This is a genomic window from Arthrobacter sp. YN (genome assembly GCF_002224285.1).
GTDB lineage: Bacteria > Actinomycetota > Actinomycetes > Actinomycetales > Micrococcaceae > Arthrobacter.
The window spans coordinates 2,238,197-2,254,452 of record NZ_CP022436.1; the positions used below are offsets into that span (position 1 = coordinate 2,238,197).

The window sequence follows — 16,256 nt, forward strand, 5'->3', positions numbered from 1 at the left end:
CCATGTCCAACAAAGTTTCTACGACCACTAAAACCCCTGCCTCTCCCAAGGTCCCCGGCCGAAAATCCAATGCAGCGGTACGTGTCCTCCGGGCGGCCCTTCGTACGTGGCGCGGGCGGATTGGTGCAGGTCTTGCGCTGTTCGTTTTGGCTGTCGTTTTCCTTGGCCCGCTTTCCCCGGCGTCACCGACGGAGTTCGCCGCAGCTCCCTTTTCTGACTCAAGCGTCGAAGGTGCTGGGTTGCTCGGAACAGATGTTCTTGGGCGAGGTGTGTTGGATCGCGTTCTGCACGGTGGGCTCAACCTGATGCTCTTGGCCTTTGCCGCAACAGTTGTTGCCGTGGGGTCTGGTGCGATCATCGGCGTAATCGCGGCTTATCGTAAGGGTTTGGTTGAGAACCTCCTTATGCGTGGCGTCGATATGGTCCTGGCGATTCCGCAGCTTGTGTTCGCGCTGCTGTTGCTCAGCCTCGTCGGACCCCAGTGGTGGCTGCTCATCTTGGCAGTGGGCCTGTCCCAGGCCCCTCAGACTGCCCGTGTCATCTACGGCGCAGCCCAGTCGGTCACGGAGAAGGATTTTGTTAAGGCGGTGGCGGTGTGGGGTGTGCCCACGCGGTTGATCCTTGCCCGTCACGTTCTACCGAACCTTACAACGCCACTGATGGTGGAGCTTGGCTTGCGGCTCAGCTACTCGATTGTCCTCATTGCAGGGCTGAGCTTCCTGGGATTCGGCGCGCCGCCGCCATCTCCCGATTGGGGTGTGATGGTCAACGAGAACCGGATCGGATTGGCATCCAATGCATGGGGAGTGCTTGCTCCAGCGCTCTTGTTGGCCTTGCTCGCGGTGGGAACCAACACATTTGCCGATGCAATTGCGCGAGCGAACCTCGGCGAAAACCGCGGTGAAGAAGCCGTTCTCAACGCATCTATCAGTGCCACATCGAAAGGGTCGAAGTGACCGAGATATCACAACCTGCTCCGGTTCAAACCCGTCTCCGCGTCGAAGGGCTGGGTGTCGTCCTCGGTCGGTCCAACATCCCCGTAGTCCAGGATGTTTCCTTTTCCGTCGGAGCTGCCCAAGTGATGGGACTTGTCGGTGAATCCGGATCGGGGAAGAGCACCGTCGCCCTGTCCCTGTTGAACTACGCTCGACGTGGTCTGAAGATCACCGAAGGTACAGTCCACATCGACGGCACAAACGTACTGGATTTGTCGGGAACAGCCTTGCGCAAGGCAAGGGGAACGCTCGTTTCCTACGTTCCCCAGGACCCCACCAGCGGCTTGAACCCTGCCCTGACACTCGGGTACCAGCTGGGTGAAGCAATGCGCATTCACGACGAAGGCCAAGTCACAGAGCCCATCGGCGAACGCGTCGCGGCCCTGCTTGAAGAGGTGCGCTTACCAGCCACCCGGGAGCTGCTGAACAGCTACCCGCACCAGGTTTCCGGCGGTCAAGCGCAACGGTTAGCCATTGCGATGGCCTTCGCATGTCGGCCCCGTCTTGTGGTTCTTGACGAGCCGACGACCGGGTTGGACGTCACGACACAACGCCACATCCTGGAGACGATTCGTCGCCTCTCCACTTCCCACGATGTCAGCGCAGTGTACGTGAGCCACGACCTGCCCGTGGTGGCCGAAATCGCTGACAATGTGGCCGTGATGTACGCGGGACGGCTTGTAGAACACGCATCCGCTCCCGCCATCTTCAACACGCCCCGTCACCAGTACACTGCTGGATTGCTCAAGGCGGCCCCCACACCCGAGCGTGCTGGGGCCCTCGTCGGCATTCCCGGCCGCCCTCCTCGGCCCGGCCAGTGGCCAAAAGGGTGTGCGTTTGCGGACCGCTGCGCAGCGGCAACGACGATTTGCCGGGAGACCATACCCGTCCTTGAAACCTCCGAACCCGGGCACGTCCACCGGTGCTACCACCCCGTGCAGCCTACGGCCACAACACAAGAAGTTCCGGCATCGGACACTGTCCCGCTGCCCCCACCCAGCGCCCGAAAGGGTGCTTTGGAGGTCGGAGGGCTCTCGGCCTGGTACGGTTCCAAGCCAACACTTCACGATGTTCGGTTCACCGTGGAAGCCGGCAGCTGCCTGGGCGTTGTGGGTGAGTCGGGATCCGGGAAGACAACGCTCGCACGCTGCCTGGCCGGACTTCACTCCGCGTGGGAAGGCCCCGTCAGCTTTGACGGGCAACTACTGGACCCACAAGTACGCCGACGTCGCGCCCAGGAACGGCGACGGATCCAGTACATCTTCCAGAACCCCCATGCCTCGCTGAACCCGAGGCTGTCAGTCGGGGAGAACGTGGAAGAGCCCTTGCGGTTCTTCGAGCGGCTCTCATACGCCGACCGGCGTAAAAAAGTTCTTGAAACCCTGGAGATCGTGGCCCTCGGTGGCGACTTAGCTGACCGCATGCCCGAACAACTCTCCGGCGGCGAGCGTCAGCGCGTCGCAGTTGCACGGGCTCTGATTGTGGACCCTGAACTTTTGATCTGCGACGAGATCACGTCTGCGCTGGACGTATCAGTTCAGGCACTCGTGATTGAACAGTTGCGCGAGCTGCAGTATCAGCGCGGATTATCAATGGTGTTTATTACGCATAACGTCGCCGTGGTCCGGAGCATCGCTCAGGACATCATGGTGCTGAAACGAGGGCATGTAGTGGAGACAGGACCAGTGGAACTGGTGCTTACAGAGCCCCAGGATGCATATACAAGGCAGCTAATGCACGACCTGCCCCGCTTCTCTGACTCGGTGGTGGCCAAATGAACAACGCCTTACGTCCGATCGGGTTTATCGCCGATGACATAACTGGTGCGACTGACCTTGCGAGTGTGCTCGCAACCCGTGGAGTCGATGTGCGCCTGGCCTTTGGGACTGACATGCTTCCCGCCGATACCGGGGACGCTGTTGTCGTGGCTTTGAAGATCCGCAGTGTGCCTGCCACAGAAGCGCGTTCTGCCGCGCAGGAAGCGGCCAAGGCACTGCAGGCTGTCGGCGCCGAACAGATATTTTCCAAGTACTGCAGCACCTTCGACTCCACGGCTGAGGGAAACATCGGGCCTGTCACGGACGCTCTCATCGACCTCGCCGGCTCGGGCCGTGTAGTCCACTGTCCTTCGTACCCCGCCAATGGCCGGACGGTATATCAAGGTCACTTGTTCGTATGGCAGGAACTGCTCAGCGATTCCCCCATGCGCAACCATCCCCTCAATCCCATGCGTGATCCGCAGTTACGGCGTGTGCTCGCCGAACAGACACCGCACGCAGTGGATTCGGTCTATCTATCGACGGTGGACCAAGGCCCCGGTGCCATTTCGGACCGCCTTGCCGAAATCGGGGCTCAGCACACAGAGGCGCACCACGTAATTGTCGACGCGGTCAGGGACTCAGACCTTGACAAGATCGCTGTAGCGGCCGCGGATGACCGCGTCGCCGCCGGCGGTGCCGCCTTTGGAGCCGCCTTCGCAGTTGCCGTCCACGAGCGTTCCGGACGAGACCTGGCAGCCGACCCGAGAGTCTCAGCGTTGCCGCCCGGTCCAGCGGCAATCCTGGCCGGTAGCCTTTCCCGGGCAACACAGGAACAGGTGCGCAATTTTGATGGACCTACGTTGACCCTCAATGTGCAAGATCTTGTAGATGGTGAGGCCGCCTTGCGCAAAGCGGCAGACTTTGTCGAAAACAGGATCTCTGACGGCCCCATGCTGATCACGACAGACCACAATTCCTTCGGAGCGTCCATTGCCGAGGGACTGAGTTCGGCGCAGGTCTCACGACGCGTGGAACTTGCCATGGGGGACATCGCTGTCGAGCTTGAGCGTCTGGGCGTTCGAAGGTTCATCATCGCAGGGGGTGAGACCTCCGGAGCAGTGGCCGAAGCACTCAATTTGCGGTCGGCGCGGATTGGTCCCGACATCAGCGTGGGCGTCCCATGGATTGTGGCAGAGGACCGGGGACTGGCGTTGGCTTTCAAATCGGGGAACTTCGGCGGGCCGTTGTTCTTCAGTGATGCTCTCGAAAGGGCTGGAAAATGAGTTTTGACGATGCAATGCGAACCCACATGGTTGCTCTGGGAGCTGCACTTTATGATCGAGGCCTGACTCCGGGCAGAACAGGAAACCTCAGCATCCGTGTCGGGGACAAAATCATGATCACCCCCACTAACGCTTGCCTGGGCCGACTCGACCCGGACCGACTGGCCATCACCTCTCTTGATGGAGAGCACATCGCCGGCGACAAGCCATCGAAAGAACTTGTCCTGCACCAGGCGCTCTATCAAAACCATCCCACGTGCGCTGCCGTGGCACATCTGCATTCGACTTCCGCAGTCGCGGTATCCTGCCTACCTGATCTGGACGTAGAGGATGCACTTCCTCCCTTGACGCCCTACTACGTTATGCGGGCTGGCCGCCTGCCCGTAGTCGACTATGCGGCTCCCGGGAGCACAGCACTACAGGAGGCAGTCGCACGGGCATCGGAGCGTTCGCGGGCAGTGCTGCTACGTCACCATGGGACGCTGGCCACAGCCGCGACATTGGACGGCGCAGTTGATGCTGTGGAGGAAATCGAGGAAACAGCACGCCTGCATCTGCTTCTGGAACGGCACTCACCGAGGTATCTCAGCGAGCATGACGTCGCTGATCTGCGGCAACGCTTCCCCCAAGCTCCATAGGACACAGTGGCACCCCCGCGGGGGTGCCACTTTCCTTAAGTTCCTAGAGCCGGCAAACCCACCGCTTGAACAATTCAACAACTATAGCCTCTGTTTATTCGGGGATATAGTCCCGAAGCGCACTGGGTAGAGATACCATGTGCACGTGAACGGCTATGAGCATCTGCGTCTCTTTTGTAGTTGCATACTGACTAATCGGCGGAGCATCGCACTAGAAGGCAGCATGGCCGCGCCCGAAAAGGTCAGAGCGCCGGAACCAACGCCCAGGGGAGTGCTGTCGTCACAGCAACTCCAACGCCTCGATACGCAGATTCTGCCTTCCCATACTTCTCCATGTGAGGTGAAAACGTGACAACACCCCCTGCTAATCAGCCAGCTGGGCCTCCCCGGACCACAGCGGGGTTGGGCAAAATCTCAGTACGCGACCTCGTCGAGCTACGCTACTTGCAAGCAACCCCATTAGCGGGAATGTCCGGGCTGGACCGCCGGGTTTCCTGGGCTCATGTGAGCGATGCCTTCGACCCTTGGAATTGGCTCGATCCCGGCGATTTGGTACTTACGTGCGGTTACATCGTGCCCGAAGAACCCCACGATCAGGTGCGGTTTGTTGAGAAGCTTGCAGAGGCCGGGCTAAGCGGCCTAGTCATAGGCGAAGACAAACGTTGTCCAACGATCTCGACTGAGATGCTCGAAGCTGCCGACCGCGCCGAGTTCCCACTGATCAAGGGGGCGCACAGTGTGGGCTTTGCCCAGTATGTCCGCTTTGTGGCCGTCGCCAATGCAAAAGAAGAGAATCAGTCCTTCACCAAAATCGCCCGTGTACACGGCGAGGTGATGGCCAGCCTGCGTGAGGAACTTGCAGGCACGGAGTTCGTAGACCGGCTCAGTAATGTCGTCAATTGCACGCTGCAGGTCGTAGACCCGGACCTGTGGGAGTCATTGGTCCCCGGCGGGGGTACACCCGGGCTTGAATGGAAGAACGCCTACGATGAAGAGGTTCGCCGGTCGTCCGGTCGGGCACCTTTTGTTATGAACCTCACCGTCGACGACAAAGTCGCGCTGGCGATGCCGATCCCCAGCGAAAGGTCGGCCTGCCTCATCGCCTTCCCCGACGGTGAGACGAAACCGCCCCTGGCTGTTCTCCACCAGATCGCAGCGGCGTGCGCACTGGAGATCGGGCGAGTCGACGCCACGGTGGAGCGCTACCGCCGCTCCGGCGCCGGGCTTTTGAATGATGCGCTGGTCGGCCGCTTTGACCCGGTAGTTCTGACGGAGCTATTCCGCGAACGTCGACTACAAGGTGACCTTCGCGTCCTGGCGATCGACGGCCGACCCGACGCGATAGACAAACTGGCCCGGAGTTGGCTTATTCGTCGCATCCCGTTCCTATTCGGCGAGATCGGGCAAGTCGCAGTGGCGGTAGTCAGATCTGAGGACGTCCCGACCTCCGTCCTGGAGGAACGAACCGCCCTTGAACGCTGGAGAGCCGGCCTGAGCGACACCTTCAGCGACACCGGCAACCTTGGTGATGCGGTTCGTCAGGCGCGGTGGGCTCTCGAAACCATCAACCCGGAAAGCACAGCTCTCGTACCGTACGGACAGGGCAGTCCCACATTCCTTCCACGAACCTTGGCTGAATCCAAGCTGACTGCTGATCGCGTCCTTGGCCCCCTCATGGATTATGACCGAGATCAAGGTACGGAATTGGTCAGAACCCTTCAGACGTACTTGGAGTGCGATCGCTCTCCGAGCCGGACCGCTGAGCTGCTTTACATCCATACGCAAACCGTCAACTACCGCATGGCACGCGTCCAGGAATTGACGGGTCGATCCATGCGGTCCACAGGTGACGTCAGCGAGTTGTGGTTTGCCCTGCGTGCCCTGGCACTTTCACAAACCGTACAGTAGCAAGCTATATCGGGACACAGCTTCGCCCTCTCGATTTATATGGAAGACACATGGACGACGACGGTTGCGGACGGAATAGTTCTAGGGGCTGAGCGAACGAGAGGAAAAGCCCATGAGTAAGTCATTTGAGGGACGCAGTGTGATCGTTACAGGAGTAGCTTCCGGCCTCGGAAGCGCCCTGGTCAAGGAGTTCGCTGCCGAAGGCGCTCAAATCCTCGGTTGCGACGTGAACGACGCCGCCGGCGAAGCCGCCATGGAGGGTCTTGGCTTTTACCGTCACACGGACGTGTCCAAAGAAGCTGAGGTTGAGTCTCTGGTCGACGAAGCGGTAAAGCGCTTCGGCCGCCTGGATGTCCTGGTCAATAACGCAGCCATCCAGATCGAAGAAGAACTGGCGGACACCACAGAGGAGCAGCTGGACAAGGTTCTGGGAGTAAATCTGAAGGGGCCGTTCTTCGGCTGCAAGCACGCCATCCGCGCCATGAGGGGCGCCGGCGGGGGCTCCATCGTCAACGTCTCCTCGGTACTGGCGGTAACGGGTGATCCCATGCTCGCAGCCTACGGAGCCGCCAAAGGCGGAGTTCTCGCCCTGACCAAAGCCGCAGCCGTGAAATACGGACGCGATAACATCCGCTGCAACACCGTCCTTCCAGGCGACATGCAAACTCCACTCGTTGAAGCCTATTTTGCGGCGGCAAAGGACCCGGCAGCTCTGCGCGCACAAGCGGAGGGAGAATACCCTCTCGGCCGCATTGGTCAGCCCAGCGAAGTTGCGCGCGCCGTACTGTTCCTGGCCTCAGACGCGGCAAGTTTCATCACGGGTGAGGCCCTCGTCGTCGACGGCGGCCTGCTCGCCGAATGCTACTAGCCACCACCGCTTAAACCGGGTCAGGATTCAAAGCCGCAATTACGTCGACCATGAACGCAAGATCTTATCTGCACACGCGTACTACCGGCATCACGTTTGACGGTCTTGGGTCCTGATCCGCGGCTACACGAGTCATTACGTCTAGAAACAGGGATATCCATGTCCAAACTCGGTCTCATCCACACTGTATCCAAGCTTGGATCCACCTTTGCCGAGCTCACAGAAGAGCTGCTTCCGTCCGTGGAGACGATCGTTATTAGTGACGAATTGCTCCTGAAACGCACCGTTCGCGACGGAGAAATCGATAGTGTCACCCGTGACCGGCTTCGCGCCCACGTGGCTGCCCTCACTGAGTACGGCGTCGACGCGGTCCTGGTCACGTGTTCTTCCGTGGGCGGGGTTGTCGATGAGATAGCCAGAAACGCAGAAGTTCCGGTCTTTCGGGTGGACCGGGCCATGGCAGAACGTGCCGTTGAATTGGGAACCAGGATAGGTGTCCTCGCCACATTGCCAACAACGTTGGCACCGACCGCTGCTGTCGTAGAAAGCGCTGCACGCGCAGCCGGCCGCGATGTCTCCGTTATCCCCCGCCTCTGCGAGGGCGCCTTTTCCGCGCTGGACCGTGGCGACGCCGCCCGGCACGACGCCATCATCGCAGAGGAACTCGATTCTTTGCTCGCCGAGGTCGATGTAGTCGTTCTTGCACAGGCATCCATGGCAAGGATCGCCGCCATGCGACCCATCGATGGTTCCCGTGTCCTATCGAGCCCGAGGCTCGCATTGGAGCGCCTGGCCACGCAAGGGCCATTTCTCTCCAAGTAAGGGGTCCTTGCACGCAGACATAAACAGCCTGACCAGGTCTGTATAACGCGCTAATAGTGAGGATCACAAAGATCCTCGATCATTGTTATACAGGCACGGAGCCACAAGCTACTCGACACGGGCCGAGACAACATTCCGGCCTTCGCCCGGGAACAGGAAGGAAAGATCATGACTACCGCACAAGTTACCGAATCTCCCACGACTTCTCTGTCGTCCGATGATTTCAAAGCCGCATTCCGCCAGCACCCCGCAGGCGTAGCCGTCATTACGGCTAACTCAGGAAACGGCCCGGTGATGCTCACGGCAACGTCCGTCTCCTCCGTGAGCGCCGATCCGGCACTGCTCATGTTCTCCCTCTCGGCGCATTCCTCAAGCACGCCCACCATTCGACGAGCAGAAACCGTAGTCGTCCACCTGCTCGGCGCCGGCCAGCTGGAACTGGCCAAGCTTGGCGCCACAAGCGGCATCGATCGTTTCGCCAACACCGAACTCTGGTCCACCCTGCCGGGCGGCGAGGTTTACTTCCCGGGCGCCCGCGCCTGGATCCGCGGCCGCGTCCTGACATCAATGGATGCCGGCGGCTCGGCGATCGTCCTGGTTGAGGCAATTGAAGCCAGCACACAGGACGGCGCTGAGGAGCAGGTGCCATTGGTCTACTACAACCGCACCTGGCACGAACTCGGAGACCACAGCCAAGTCGCCTAACCCGCGGTTATTCTGCAAGAGCTGTGCGCGCTAAAGACGATCATGTGCCCGCACATGAAGTGCATTTCCAGGCTGACAAGGAACTAGTGACGTGACCCGAGCAATCGACATCCCCATAACGGAGCAGGCCCAGATCTCCACGGGCGTACCTGCTTCCGTTATTGGAAGCGGCCTGAGGACCGTAGTGGACGGGTTGGATCACGCCGAGGGAGTATGCTGGTCGCCTTTGGATCAAGTCCTCTACGCAGGAGGGGAAGGCGGCCAGCTTTACCGCTTCAACCTCGAGGGCGGGGCCGTGGAGACTGTTTGCACGGTACCAGGTGCTTCCATGCTGGGTCTGGCAGTTGACGGTTCGGGTCACGTCTACGTCTGCGATACCGGAAACAGCTGCGTCCAACGAGTCGACACCGCTGGAGTCGCCCGACCCTATGGGGATTCGATCGGCTATCCCAACTATCCTGTTTTCGACAGCACCGGAAGCCTATGGGTTTCCGACTCGGGGGACTGGGGCAAACCCAACGGCGGCATAGTCCGAATAGACCCCGATGGCACCACAGAACGCGTACTCGAGGGCCTAAATTTTGCCAACGGACTGGCGATAAGCGGTGATTGGCTCTACATCGTAGAGTCGACCTGGCCCAGAGTCATCCGGATGCCCCTCGTCGGGGGACCCACCGAAGTGGTCGTGGTTCTGGACCAGGTGGTACCGGACGGAATCGCATTCGACGCCGACGGGGGATTATGGATTAGCTGTTGGCAGCCCAATCGCGTCTACCGCCTGTCCGTGGACGGTCAACTCGATGTTAAGGTCGACGACTGGTCGGGAGTGTACGCCCCGACACCGACAAATATCGCCTTCGCCGGCCCCCAGCTGAATGTGCTCGCACTTGCCTCACTCGGCACCGGAGTAGTGACAGCCTGTGACCCAGGCGTTCAGGGTTCCCCACTTCACCTGCCGATCCACCACTGATCAACACAACGTCGTGTAAAACCCCGGTGGCGAAGTAGCCGCCGACCAGGAACAAAAGATAGGGACCAGATAATGAGTAGCGAGATATACGACGCAGTGGTTATTGGAGCTGGCTTTGCCGGCATAACGGCCGCCCGCGACCTTGCCAAAGACGGCAAAAGGGTCCTGATCGTAGAAGCCCGGGACCGAATCGGCGGCCGCACCTGGTACCGTCCCTTCGCAGATACACACGTATCCGTCGAGATGGGCGGCAACTGGCTCGATCCGGTAGGAAATGAAGCCATCATGGCAGAAGTCCAGCGGTACGGGGTTGAGCTCAGCACCAGCCCTCAGGCCGAGAATCATGTTTCCATCTTGGATGGCGTCCTGAGCCATGCAGCCTGTCCCATCAGTCGAGATGACGAACTCGCTCTCCGACTTTTTGTGGAAGAAGTCCGCAAGCAAGTGGAACGCATCGACCCGACGCTGCCCTTGGACACTCAGAATGTCGGAGACCTCGATGTGCCACTGGATGACTACATCGACGGGTTCGGGCTCTCGGTGACTCTGAAAGAGCTCATGGGCGCGTGGATTCGACAGGAAACTGGTTGCCACCTCTCCCAAATCTCCGCCCTCCACCTGATGGCTTGGATCCCTGTTCTCAACTACGACGTCATGGCCATCGGCCACACTCCAACGCACCGGTTCGCAGCCGGCACCACAGATCTCCTGCAGCGCATGTTGGACGACTCAGCTGCGGACCTGAGACTTTCTGCCCCCGTCAGCCAAGTCGAACAGTCTGACGACCAAGTCACGGTACGGCTGGAGAGTGGAGAGGTCGTGCGCGCACGAGGCGCCGTAATTGCCATTCCCCTGAACTGCCTCCCTGACGTCGAGTTCGTACCGCCGCTCTCACCCGAGAAGACCGCGGCCGCGGCAATCGGGCAGTCAGGAGCGGCAAAGAAGCTCTGGGCTCTCGTCACAGAAGTTCCTGAGAAGGTTCTTGGAATTGGCGAGCACGACGAACCAATCGACGTGTTCTTCACCGACTATCCACGCGACGAGACTGCTCTTGAAGGCGACCTCATCGTTGGGTTCTCGACACCAGAACGTTCTTTGAGAATTCTGGACCGGGAAGACGTGGAAAAGGCCTTCCGAAGGTACCTTCCTGACGCCCAGGTCCTCAAAGTTGACGGTCATGATTGGTTCGCTGACCCCTACTCCAAGGGAACCTGGTGCACCCCGCCGGCAGGATTGCTGTCGAAGTACGCTTCAGCACTTGAAGCCACGGAAGGCCGTGTCGTATTTGCGGGGTCGGACATCGCCCACGCATTCCGTGGCTGGATGGAGGGCGCAGTCGCAACCGGTGCCATTGCCGCGACACGCCTCTCCGCGATATTGGCCCAGGCTTAATCTCGACGAGCTCAGGCCCTAGCAACTATTAGAGCCAGGGAAGCAACCCGGCACGTCTTCTCCATACTCTCAACGGCTACAAACCGGCGCGGCTCCGCTAAACCCAGCGGAGCCGCGCCTACTTAACTTTCCAAAGAGGCGAACCCTGCGGACTACCTGACGAGGAACACTCATTGAATCGAGAACCCACCATAGGAGCAGCACCCGCCGCTTCAACCACCCAGCCAAACCTCCACACGCAGACGAGCTCCGGAGATACCGCCCATACCCCGTGGGGTAGGCTTCTGCTGCTTTCCGCAGCGGCATTCACTGCCGTTACCACCGAGTTGCTCCCTTCAGGACTGCTCCCCCAGATCAGCCGTGACCTAAGGGTTGAGGAAACCAGTGTTGGCATCCTCACAGGGGCCTACGCACTGGTTATCGTATTCACAGCGTTGCCCTTGTCACGGGTGTTGGGCGGTCGAGTTCCTCGGAAGAACCTACTGATCGCGACCATGTTTACATTCGCGGTAAGTAACGTGCTCCTTGCATGCAGCCCAACGTTGGAACTTGCCATGGCGGCCAGGCTACTTGGCGGCATTGCGCACGGGATGCTGTGGGTTGGCATTGCTCCATACGCGGCACGGATCGTTCCGGAAGCTTCTGTGGGCAAAGCAATGGCAATCGTTTTTGCCGGCAACAGTGTCGCTCTGACCGCCGGCGCGCCAGTGGGCACACTTATGGGCTCCATTATGTCGTGGCGTCTGTCATTCCTGCTCCTGGCAGGAATCGGACTAGCCATTTCCGCGGTATGCATCTGGCTGCTGCCTGCTGCACATGACAAGGACACCAAAACAAGCCCGTCGATTTTCAAGGCGTTTAGACTGCCAGGCGTTGTTGCGGTCGTCACGGCTTGGCCGCTGCTAGTGCTTGGCCATTTCACACTCTTCACCTACGTTGCGCCTTTCCTCCATGCCACCGGTCTACCTGAGGAATTCACCGGTGCACTCCTGTCCCTCGTAGGAGGCGCAAGCCTGGTAGGAATCTGGATTGCAGGTCGGACAGCGGATTCCTACCCGAGACGATCCCTTCTGTGGACTGTCGCGGGGCTAGTTACCGCTTTCGGCCTGCTGCCAGTGCTGGGCGGCATAGGGGTAGCTGGACCTCTTCTTGTGGCCCTTTGGGGGGCAGCGTTTGGAGCACTGGGCATCTATAACCAAGCAGCGATCCTGCGCGCCGGTGGAGAACACAAAGACGCAGCCAACAGTCTCTCCGTTGTGACTATTCAGCTTGGCATCAGCATCGGATCAGCCTTCGGTTCCATGGCCATGACCTTGCTCGGTCCCCAGCAGGTGCCGCTGGCAGCAGCGATACCAGTTGCCGCCGCCCTCGCAATCATCTTCGTCAGCAGGCGCAGTGGATATCCGGCAGGTCCCAGGGAGTCGCGGTCCTAGTTCTTCCGCAAGGCGTGTCTGCATCCCGCCCACATTTCGCTGCTGGACATGATCGAGGATCATCAGCTGCAAATCCAATCCAGGAAGAGCCCGCCGTCCTCCGTGTGCGAAGCCGTGCGGCGCCGCCGACCTTTGGGCCGCCTGCTCATAGTTTCCGGCTGGGAATCCCGGTGAGGTCGACATGGAGATCAAACAACCCTCTCACCTGCAGCCTCCCACTCCTGTAAAGGAGCTGCCGGCATATGCTTACGTTTGTGGGCAAACTGGCGGCCCAGCGTCATGCCTTTGCACAACTTTTCTCTTGCGTTTCAGCACGGCTGACGTTGAAGGTTCTGATTGTTTGAAAGTGATCTGGGCTGCGATGTTGCGCCAGTCAAGGACTGACGTTTCGGATTCACGTTTAAGCACGAAAGGGCCGCGTCCTAACGGACGCAACCCTTTCGTGCTTCAAGCCAACGCTTAGACGGTGGCCGCTGCCACGGGAACCGGCGCATCTTCGTAGTAGCGGACGGCCGTAAACTTGCCGTCCTGGATTTCAACGAGGATCACACCATCGAGTGTGACGGCCCCCCCATCGTTGTCTTTCAGATTAACGCGGAATTCAAAGACCGCCGAGGACTCTCCGTTGCCCCATTCATTCAGGATTTCAATGGAGAGTTCCGGGTAGACGCTGTAGAACTCCTCGGTCATCTCTCGAATGGCATCGTGCCCCTTCTTTGCGGGTCCGCCTGCGGGATGGAAAACGGCGTCCGGGTGGAAGTGGCTCAGCACCGCCTCAAGGTCGCGCCTGCACTCGGCGTCCCAGACGGACGTCTGAAGTTCTCTGGCTGTGGTCATCAGTTTTCTCCTGTTTCAGTTGCGGTAGGTACGTTCCAAATGGTGTAGATTTTCCGGACCGTCTCTTCGATATCCCATGTGCCGCGCCAGCCGAGGGGAGCGATGAGTACGGCCCCCGGCTTTATCTCGTGGACGGTTCCGTCTGCGCTGGTGATGGTGCCCTTGCCGGAGAGGAAGTGCATCAGTTCCGTGTCATGTTCGCGTGCTGAGTCGAATCGACCCGGCGTGCACTCCCACACTCCACTGCGCCCTCCTGCGTCCGCATGCAGGACCCGGAATGACTCCACTGGCGCGCCGGACAGCGCGGGGACGCGGGGGCGGCTCTGGGTTAGCTCTTCGGTCTCTGGTGCACCGCGGTAGACGATTACGCCTAGGGCTTCTTCGGTCATTCGGCGGCACCTCGGGGTCCGAGGTCTGCGATCCTCGGCCGAACTTCGCGGCCCAAGAGCTCAAGATGGCGGCGGTAGGGCTCAGGGTCTTGGCTGTAGTCGAAAGTGAACGACAGAAGCGCCCCTACGCCACCGAGCTCGTCATTGAACTTGGTGATCTTATCCACGACGGTGTCCGGCGAGCCGATGATGAAGAAGTTGTCCACCATCCACTCGAGCGTCAGTTCATCAATGGTCATACCAGGATCCAGAAGCAACTCCCCGAGAGCGTACTTCTTGCCACCACGATCACGTACTGCCCTGAATGTCGGCAGTACAAGGTCTTCCCAGGTACGGCCAGCAGGGCCTTCAAGGAAGAGCTTGCGCGCTTCAGCGTCCGTGTCTGCAACGAACACGTCACGCATGACGCGCCAGTTTGAGCGATCCGGCGTGTGGCCAGCTTCTACGGCGGCTCGTTCGTAGGTGTCCCACTGCTGGAGCAGTGCGGCCATGCCTACCTGCTGGCTCATGGGGGAGAAGCCTCGACGACCGGCCTCTACGAAGGTCGGTGAAGTGGGCTGGACGCCCGTCATCATGACCTCTGGATGCGGGTTCTGGAAGGGCTTGAGGTGGGGGCCGTTCCATTGGTCGGAGTGCGCCGGCATGTCTACGGTCCAGAATTCGCCTTCAAGGCGAAAAGGTCCCTGACGGGTCCAGATGGACGTGATGACGTCCACTGCCTCGTCGAAACGCTTCGGATTTCCCAGTTCGATGTTGAAGAGCTGGGCGTCGGTTGGGAACGAGCCCGGGGCGAACCCTGCGATGTAGCGTCCACCAGTCATGTGATCCAGGTACATCAGCCTGGTCGCGAGTGCGATGGGGTTGTGATAGGGGAGCAAGTGTGCCGCAGCCCCCAGTTTAAGGCGCGTAGTTTCACGCGCTGCTGCCGCAATCATGAGATCGGGAGCCGGGTTCGGCTCGTGCCCAATCGTGTGGTGTTCGGCAAAGAAGATCTCGTCCAGACCATATTCGTCGGCCCATCGAGCCACCTGAAGGTCCCACTCGATCACTTCCTGCAGTGTCCGCTTTCCGTCCACGTATGCTTGCGCATACGGAGGGCTGAAGAATCCAAGTTCCATAGCTGTATAAATTCCCTTCAGTGCACGCTGGAATGGTGGTCCTACTAACCTCCCCGAGCGGCACCAGAGGGACAATTAGCGCAAACCTCAAACATTCGCTGTCTGCTTGTGGATGCGCATAGGACTAGTGTCTTCATCTAAATGAAGAGGTTGGTTCCATATGTTGGGACAGTGGTGCCGTCACTTAGGGAGCGGGACACTTTTCACATGGTTAATCGATTGGAAAACACGGTTGCGCTTGTTACCGGTGCCGCGCAGGGTCAGGGTGCCGCGCATGTCGAGCGTCTTGCTCGTGAAGGTGCCCGGGTTATTGGAACGGATGTCCTTGATGAGCAGGGGGAGATGCTTGCCGAGCAGCTCACCGCTGAGGGGCTGAAGGTTGTCTACCGGCACGCCGACGTTTCATCCAAGGATGACTGGGACGCCGTCATTGCCAGCATGGATCCGAGCTGGGGTCCGGTCAACGTTCTGGTCAACAATGCCGGCATCGGGTCGCCCGCTGCCGTGTCCGACATTGGCATCGAGGAGTGGGACCGGGTCGTCCGGATCAACCAGACAGGCATTCTGCTGGGGATGCAGGCGGTCATTCCCGGGATGATTGCCCACGGTTCGGGCTCGATCATCAACATCGCCTCGTCCTGGGCGCACCGCGGCGGTACCGAAACCGGTGCCGTCGCCTACGTCACGACCAAGGCCGCCGTGCTGGGGATCACCAGGAACGCGGCCATGAACCTGGGCACGCGCGGGATCCGCGTGAACTCGATCTCGCCCGGCTATGTCCGCACCGCGCAGATCGAAGCAGCCGAAAAGACAGACCCCGAACGCGTGGCCAACGACGTGGCCAAGATTCCCATGCGCCGCATGGCCAAACCCGCCGAGATCGCCAAAGCGGTTAGCTTCCTGGCTTCGGATGATTCCTCGTACATCACCGGAATCGACCTCCTCGTCGACGGCGGCATCAACCTGACCTGAACACCAACCCAAGGTACAACGGTGGCTTCAGGGCCGGCGATCTACTCGCCGCTCTGGAGCCACACCTATCTCTGGAGCCTTTCGTAGCAGGTATTCATGATCCGCATGATGCCAACGGCAGGGACACGGGGGAGTGTCCTCCCAGCTTAAGCGCTGGCCGTCATGT

Annotated in this window: 15 protein-coding genes; 12 read left to right on the top strand and 3 right to left on the bottom strand. The window is 59.9% G+C overall.

Translation table 11 applies throughout. The features are described from left to right. Window positions 1–2 precede the first annotated feature (2 nt). The 11 genes from CGK93_RS10140 (at window position 3) to CGK93_RS10190 (ending at window position 12,774) form a co-directional block, all read left to right on the top strand. Entirely contained in the window at window positions 3–956 is a 954-nt protein-coding gene (locus CGK93_RS10140) for an ABC transporter permease (protein ID WP_089594713.1), read from the top strand. Continuing rightward, window positions 953–2,773: a dipeptide ABC transporter ATP-binding protein gene (locus tag CGK93_RS10145; RefSeq protein WP_198318406.1), complete on the top strand. Its 1,821-nt coding sequence runs from the start codon at window positions 953–955 to the stop codon at window positions 2,771–2,773. The genes CGK93_RS10140 and CGK93_RS10145 overlap by 4 nt, the downstream gene beginning before the upstream one ends. Then, the gene (gene otnK / locus CGK93_RS10150) at window positions 2,770–4,038 is read left to right on the top strand and encodes a 3-oxo-tetronate kinase (RefSeq protein WP_089594714.1); all 1,269 of its coding nucleotides are present in this window, start codon (window positions 2,770–2,772) and stop codon (window positions 4,036–4,038) included. The genes CGK93_RS10145 and otnK overlap by 4 nt, the downstream gene beginning before the upstream one ends. Before the next feature lie 26 nt (window positions 4,039–4,064). Then, a complete protein-coding gene (otnC, locus tag CGK93_RS10155) occupies window positions 4,065–4,676 on the top strand; it encodes a 3-oxo-tetronate 4-phosphate decarboxylase (protein ID WP_232481643.1) in 612 nt (203 codons plus the stop codon). Between the two features lie 402 nt (window positions 4,677–5,078). Then, complete coding sequence (locus CGK93_RS10160; protein WP_157731723.1) at window positions 5,079–6,584, top strand: PucR family transcriptional regulator; 1,506 nt, start codon at window positions 5,079–5,081, stop codon at window positions 6,582–6,584. Between the two features lie 112 nt (window positions 6,585–6,696). Continuing rightward, window positions 6,697–7,452, top strand: coding sequence for an SDR family NAD(P)-dependent oxidoreductase (locus tag CGK93_RS10165; RefSeq protein ID WP_089594717.1), 756 nt, complete (start codon window positions 6,697–6,699; stop codon window positions 7,450–7,452). Window positions 7,453–7,611: 159 nt separating this feature from the next. After that, complete coding sequence (locus tag CGK93_RS10170; protein ID WP_089594718.1) at window positions 7,612–8,274, top strand: aspartate/glutamate racemase family protein; 663 nt, start codon at window positions 7,612–7,614, stop codon at window positions 8,272–8,274. A 168-nt stretch (window positions 8,275–8,442) separates the two neighbouring features. After that, the gene (locus tag CGK93_RS10175) at window positions 8,443–8,979 is read left to right on the top strand and encodes a flavin reductase family protein (protein WP_089594719.1); all 537 of its coding nucleotides are present in this window, start codon (window positions 8,443–8,445) and stop codon (window positions 8,977–8,979) included. A 91-nt stretch (window positions 8,980–9,070) separates the two neighbouring features. Further along, a complete protein-coding gene (locus CGK93_RS10180) occupies window positions 9,071–9,949 on the top strand; it encodes an SMP-30/gluconolactonase/LRE family protein (protein WP_089594720.1) in 879 nt (292 codons plus the stop codon). A 72-nt stretch (window positions 9,950–10,021) separates the two neighbouring features. Beyond that, on the top strand, window positions 10,022–11,341 hold the full coding sequence (locus tag CGK93_RS10185; RefSeq protein WP_089594721.1) for a flavin monoamine oxidase family protein: 1,320 nt from the start codon (window positions 10,022–10,024) through the stop codon (window positions 11,339–11,341). Window positions 11,342–11,667: 326 nt separating this feature from the next. Next, entirely contained in the window at window positions 11,668–12,774 is a 1,107-nt protein-coding gene (locus CGK93_RS10190; RefSeq protein ID WP_332460089.1) for an MFS transporter, read from the top strand. 459 nt (window positions 12,775–13,233) lie between these two features. On the opposite strand, the gene CGK93_RS10195 is transcribed toward CGK93_RS10190, so the two are convergent. Genes CGK93_RS10195 through CGK93_RS10205 form a run of 3 tightly spaced genes read right to left on the bottom strand, consistent with a single transcriptional unit; the run spans window position 13,234 to window position 15,118 of the window. Further along, the gene (locus tag CGK93_RS10195; RefSeq protein ID WP_089594722.1) at window positions 13,234–13,611 is read right to left on the bottom strand and encodes a nuclear transport factor 2 family protein; all 378 of its coding nucleotides are present in this window, start codon (window positions 13,609–13,611) and stop codon (window positions 13,234–13,236) included. Then, on the bottom strand, window positions 13,611–14,000 hold the full coding sequence (locus tag CGK93_RS10200; protein WP_089594723.1) for a cupin domain-containing protein: 390 nt from the start codon (window positions 13,998–14,000) through the stop codon (window positions 13,611–13,613). The genes CGK93_RS10195 and CGK93_RS10200 overlap by 1 nt, the downstream gene beginning before the upstream one ends. Then, window positions 13,997–15,118: an LLM class flavin-dependent oxidoreductase gene (locus tag CGK93_RS10205; RefSeq protein ID WP_089594724.1), complete on the bottom strand. Its 1,122-nt coding sequence runs from the start codon at window positions 15,116–15,118 to the stop codon at window positions 13,997–13,999. Before CGK93_RS10205 ends, CGK93_RS10200 begins: the two co-directional genes overlap by 4 nt. Window positions 15,119–15,325: 207 nt before the next feature. Between CGK93_RS10205 and CGK93_RS10210 the strand changes: the two genes are divergently transcribed. Then, window positions 15,326–16,090 (top strand): SDR family NAD(P)-dependent oxidoreductase, encoded by a 765-nt coding sequence (locus CGK93_RS10210; RefSeq protein WP_157731719.1) that lies wholly within the window; start codon window positions 15,326–15,328, stop codon window positions 16,088–16,090. Window positions 16,091–16,256: the final 166 nt, after the last annotated feature.

Coding starts and splice junctions, on each gene's coding strand:
- CGK93_RS10140 (WP_089594713.1), top strand. CDS start 3: ATGTCCAACAAAGTTTCTACGACCACTAAAACCCCTGCCTCTCCCAAG.
- otnK (WP_089594714.1), top strand. CDS start 2,770: ATGAACAACGCCTTACGTCCGATCGGGTTTATCGCCGATGACATAACT.
- otnC (WP_232481643.1), top strand. CDS start 4,065: ATGGTTGCTCTGGGAGCTGCACTTTATGATCGAGGCCTGACTCCGGGC.
- CGK93_RS10165 (WP_089594717.1), top strand. CDS start 6,697: ATGAGTAAGTCATTTGAGGGACGCAGTGTGATCGTTACAGGAGTAGCT.
- CGK93_RS10170 (WP_089594718.1), top strand. CDS start 7,612: ATGTCCAAACTCGGTCTCATCCACACTGTATCCAAGCTTGGATCCACC.
- CGK93_RS10175 (WP_089594719.1), top strand. CDS start 8,443: ATGACTACCGCACAAGTTACCGAATCTCCCACGACTTCTCTGTCGTCC.
- CGK93_RS10185 (WP_089594721.1), top strand. CDS start 10,022: ATGAGTAGCGAGATATACGACGCAGTGGTTATTGGAGCTGGCTTTGCC.
- CGK93_RS10195 (WP_089594722.1), bottom strand. CDS start 13,611: ATGACCACAGCCAGAGAACTTCAGACGTCCGTCTGGGACGCCGAGTGC.
- CGK93_RS10200 (WP_089594723.1), bottom strand. CDS start 14,000: ATGACCGAAGAAGCCCTAGGCGTAATCGTCTACCGCGGTGCACCAGAG.
- CGK93_RS10205 (WP_089594724.1), bottom strand. CDS start 15,118: ATGGAACTTGGATTCTTCAGCCCTCCGTATGCGCAAGCATACGTGGAC.
- CGK93_RS10210 (WP_157731719.1), top strand. CDS start 15,326: ATGGTTAATCGATTGGAAAACACGGTTGCGCTTGTTACCGGTGCCGCG.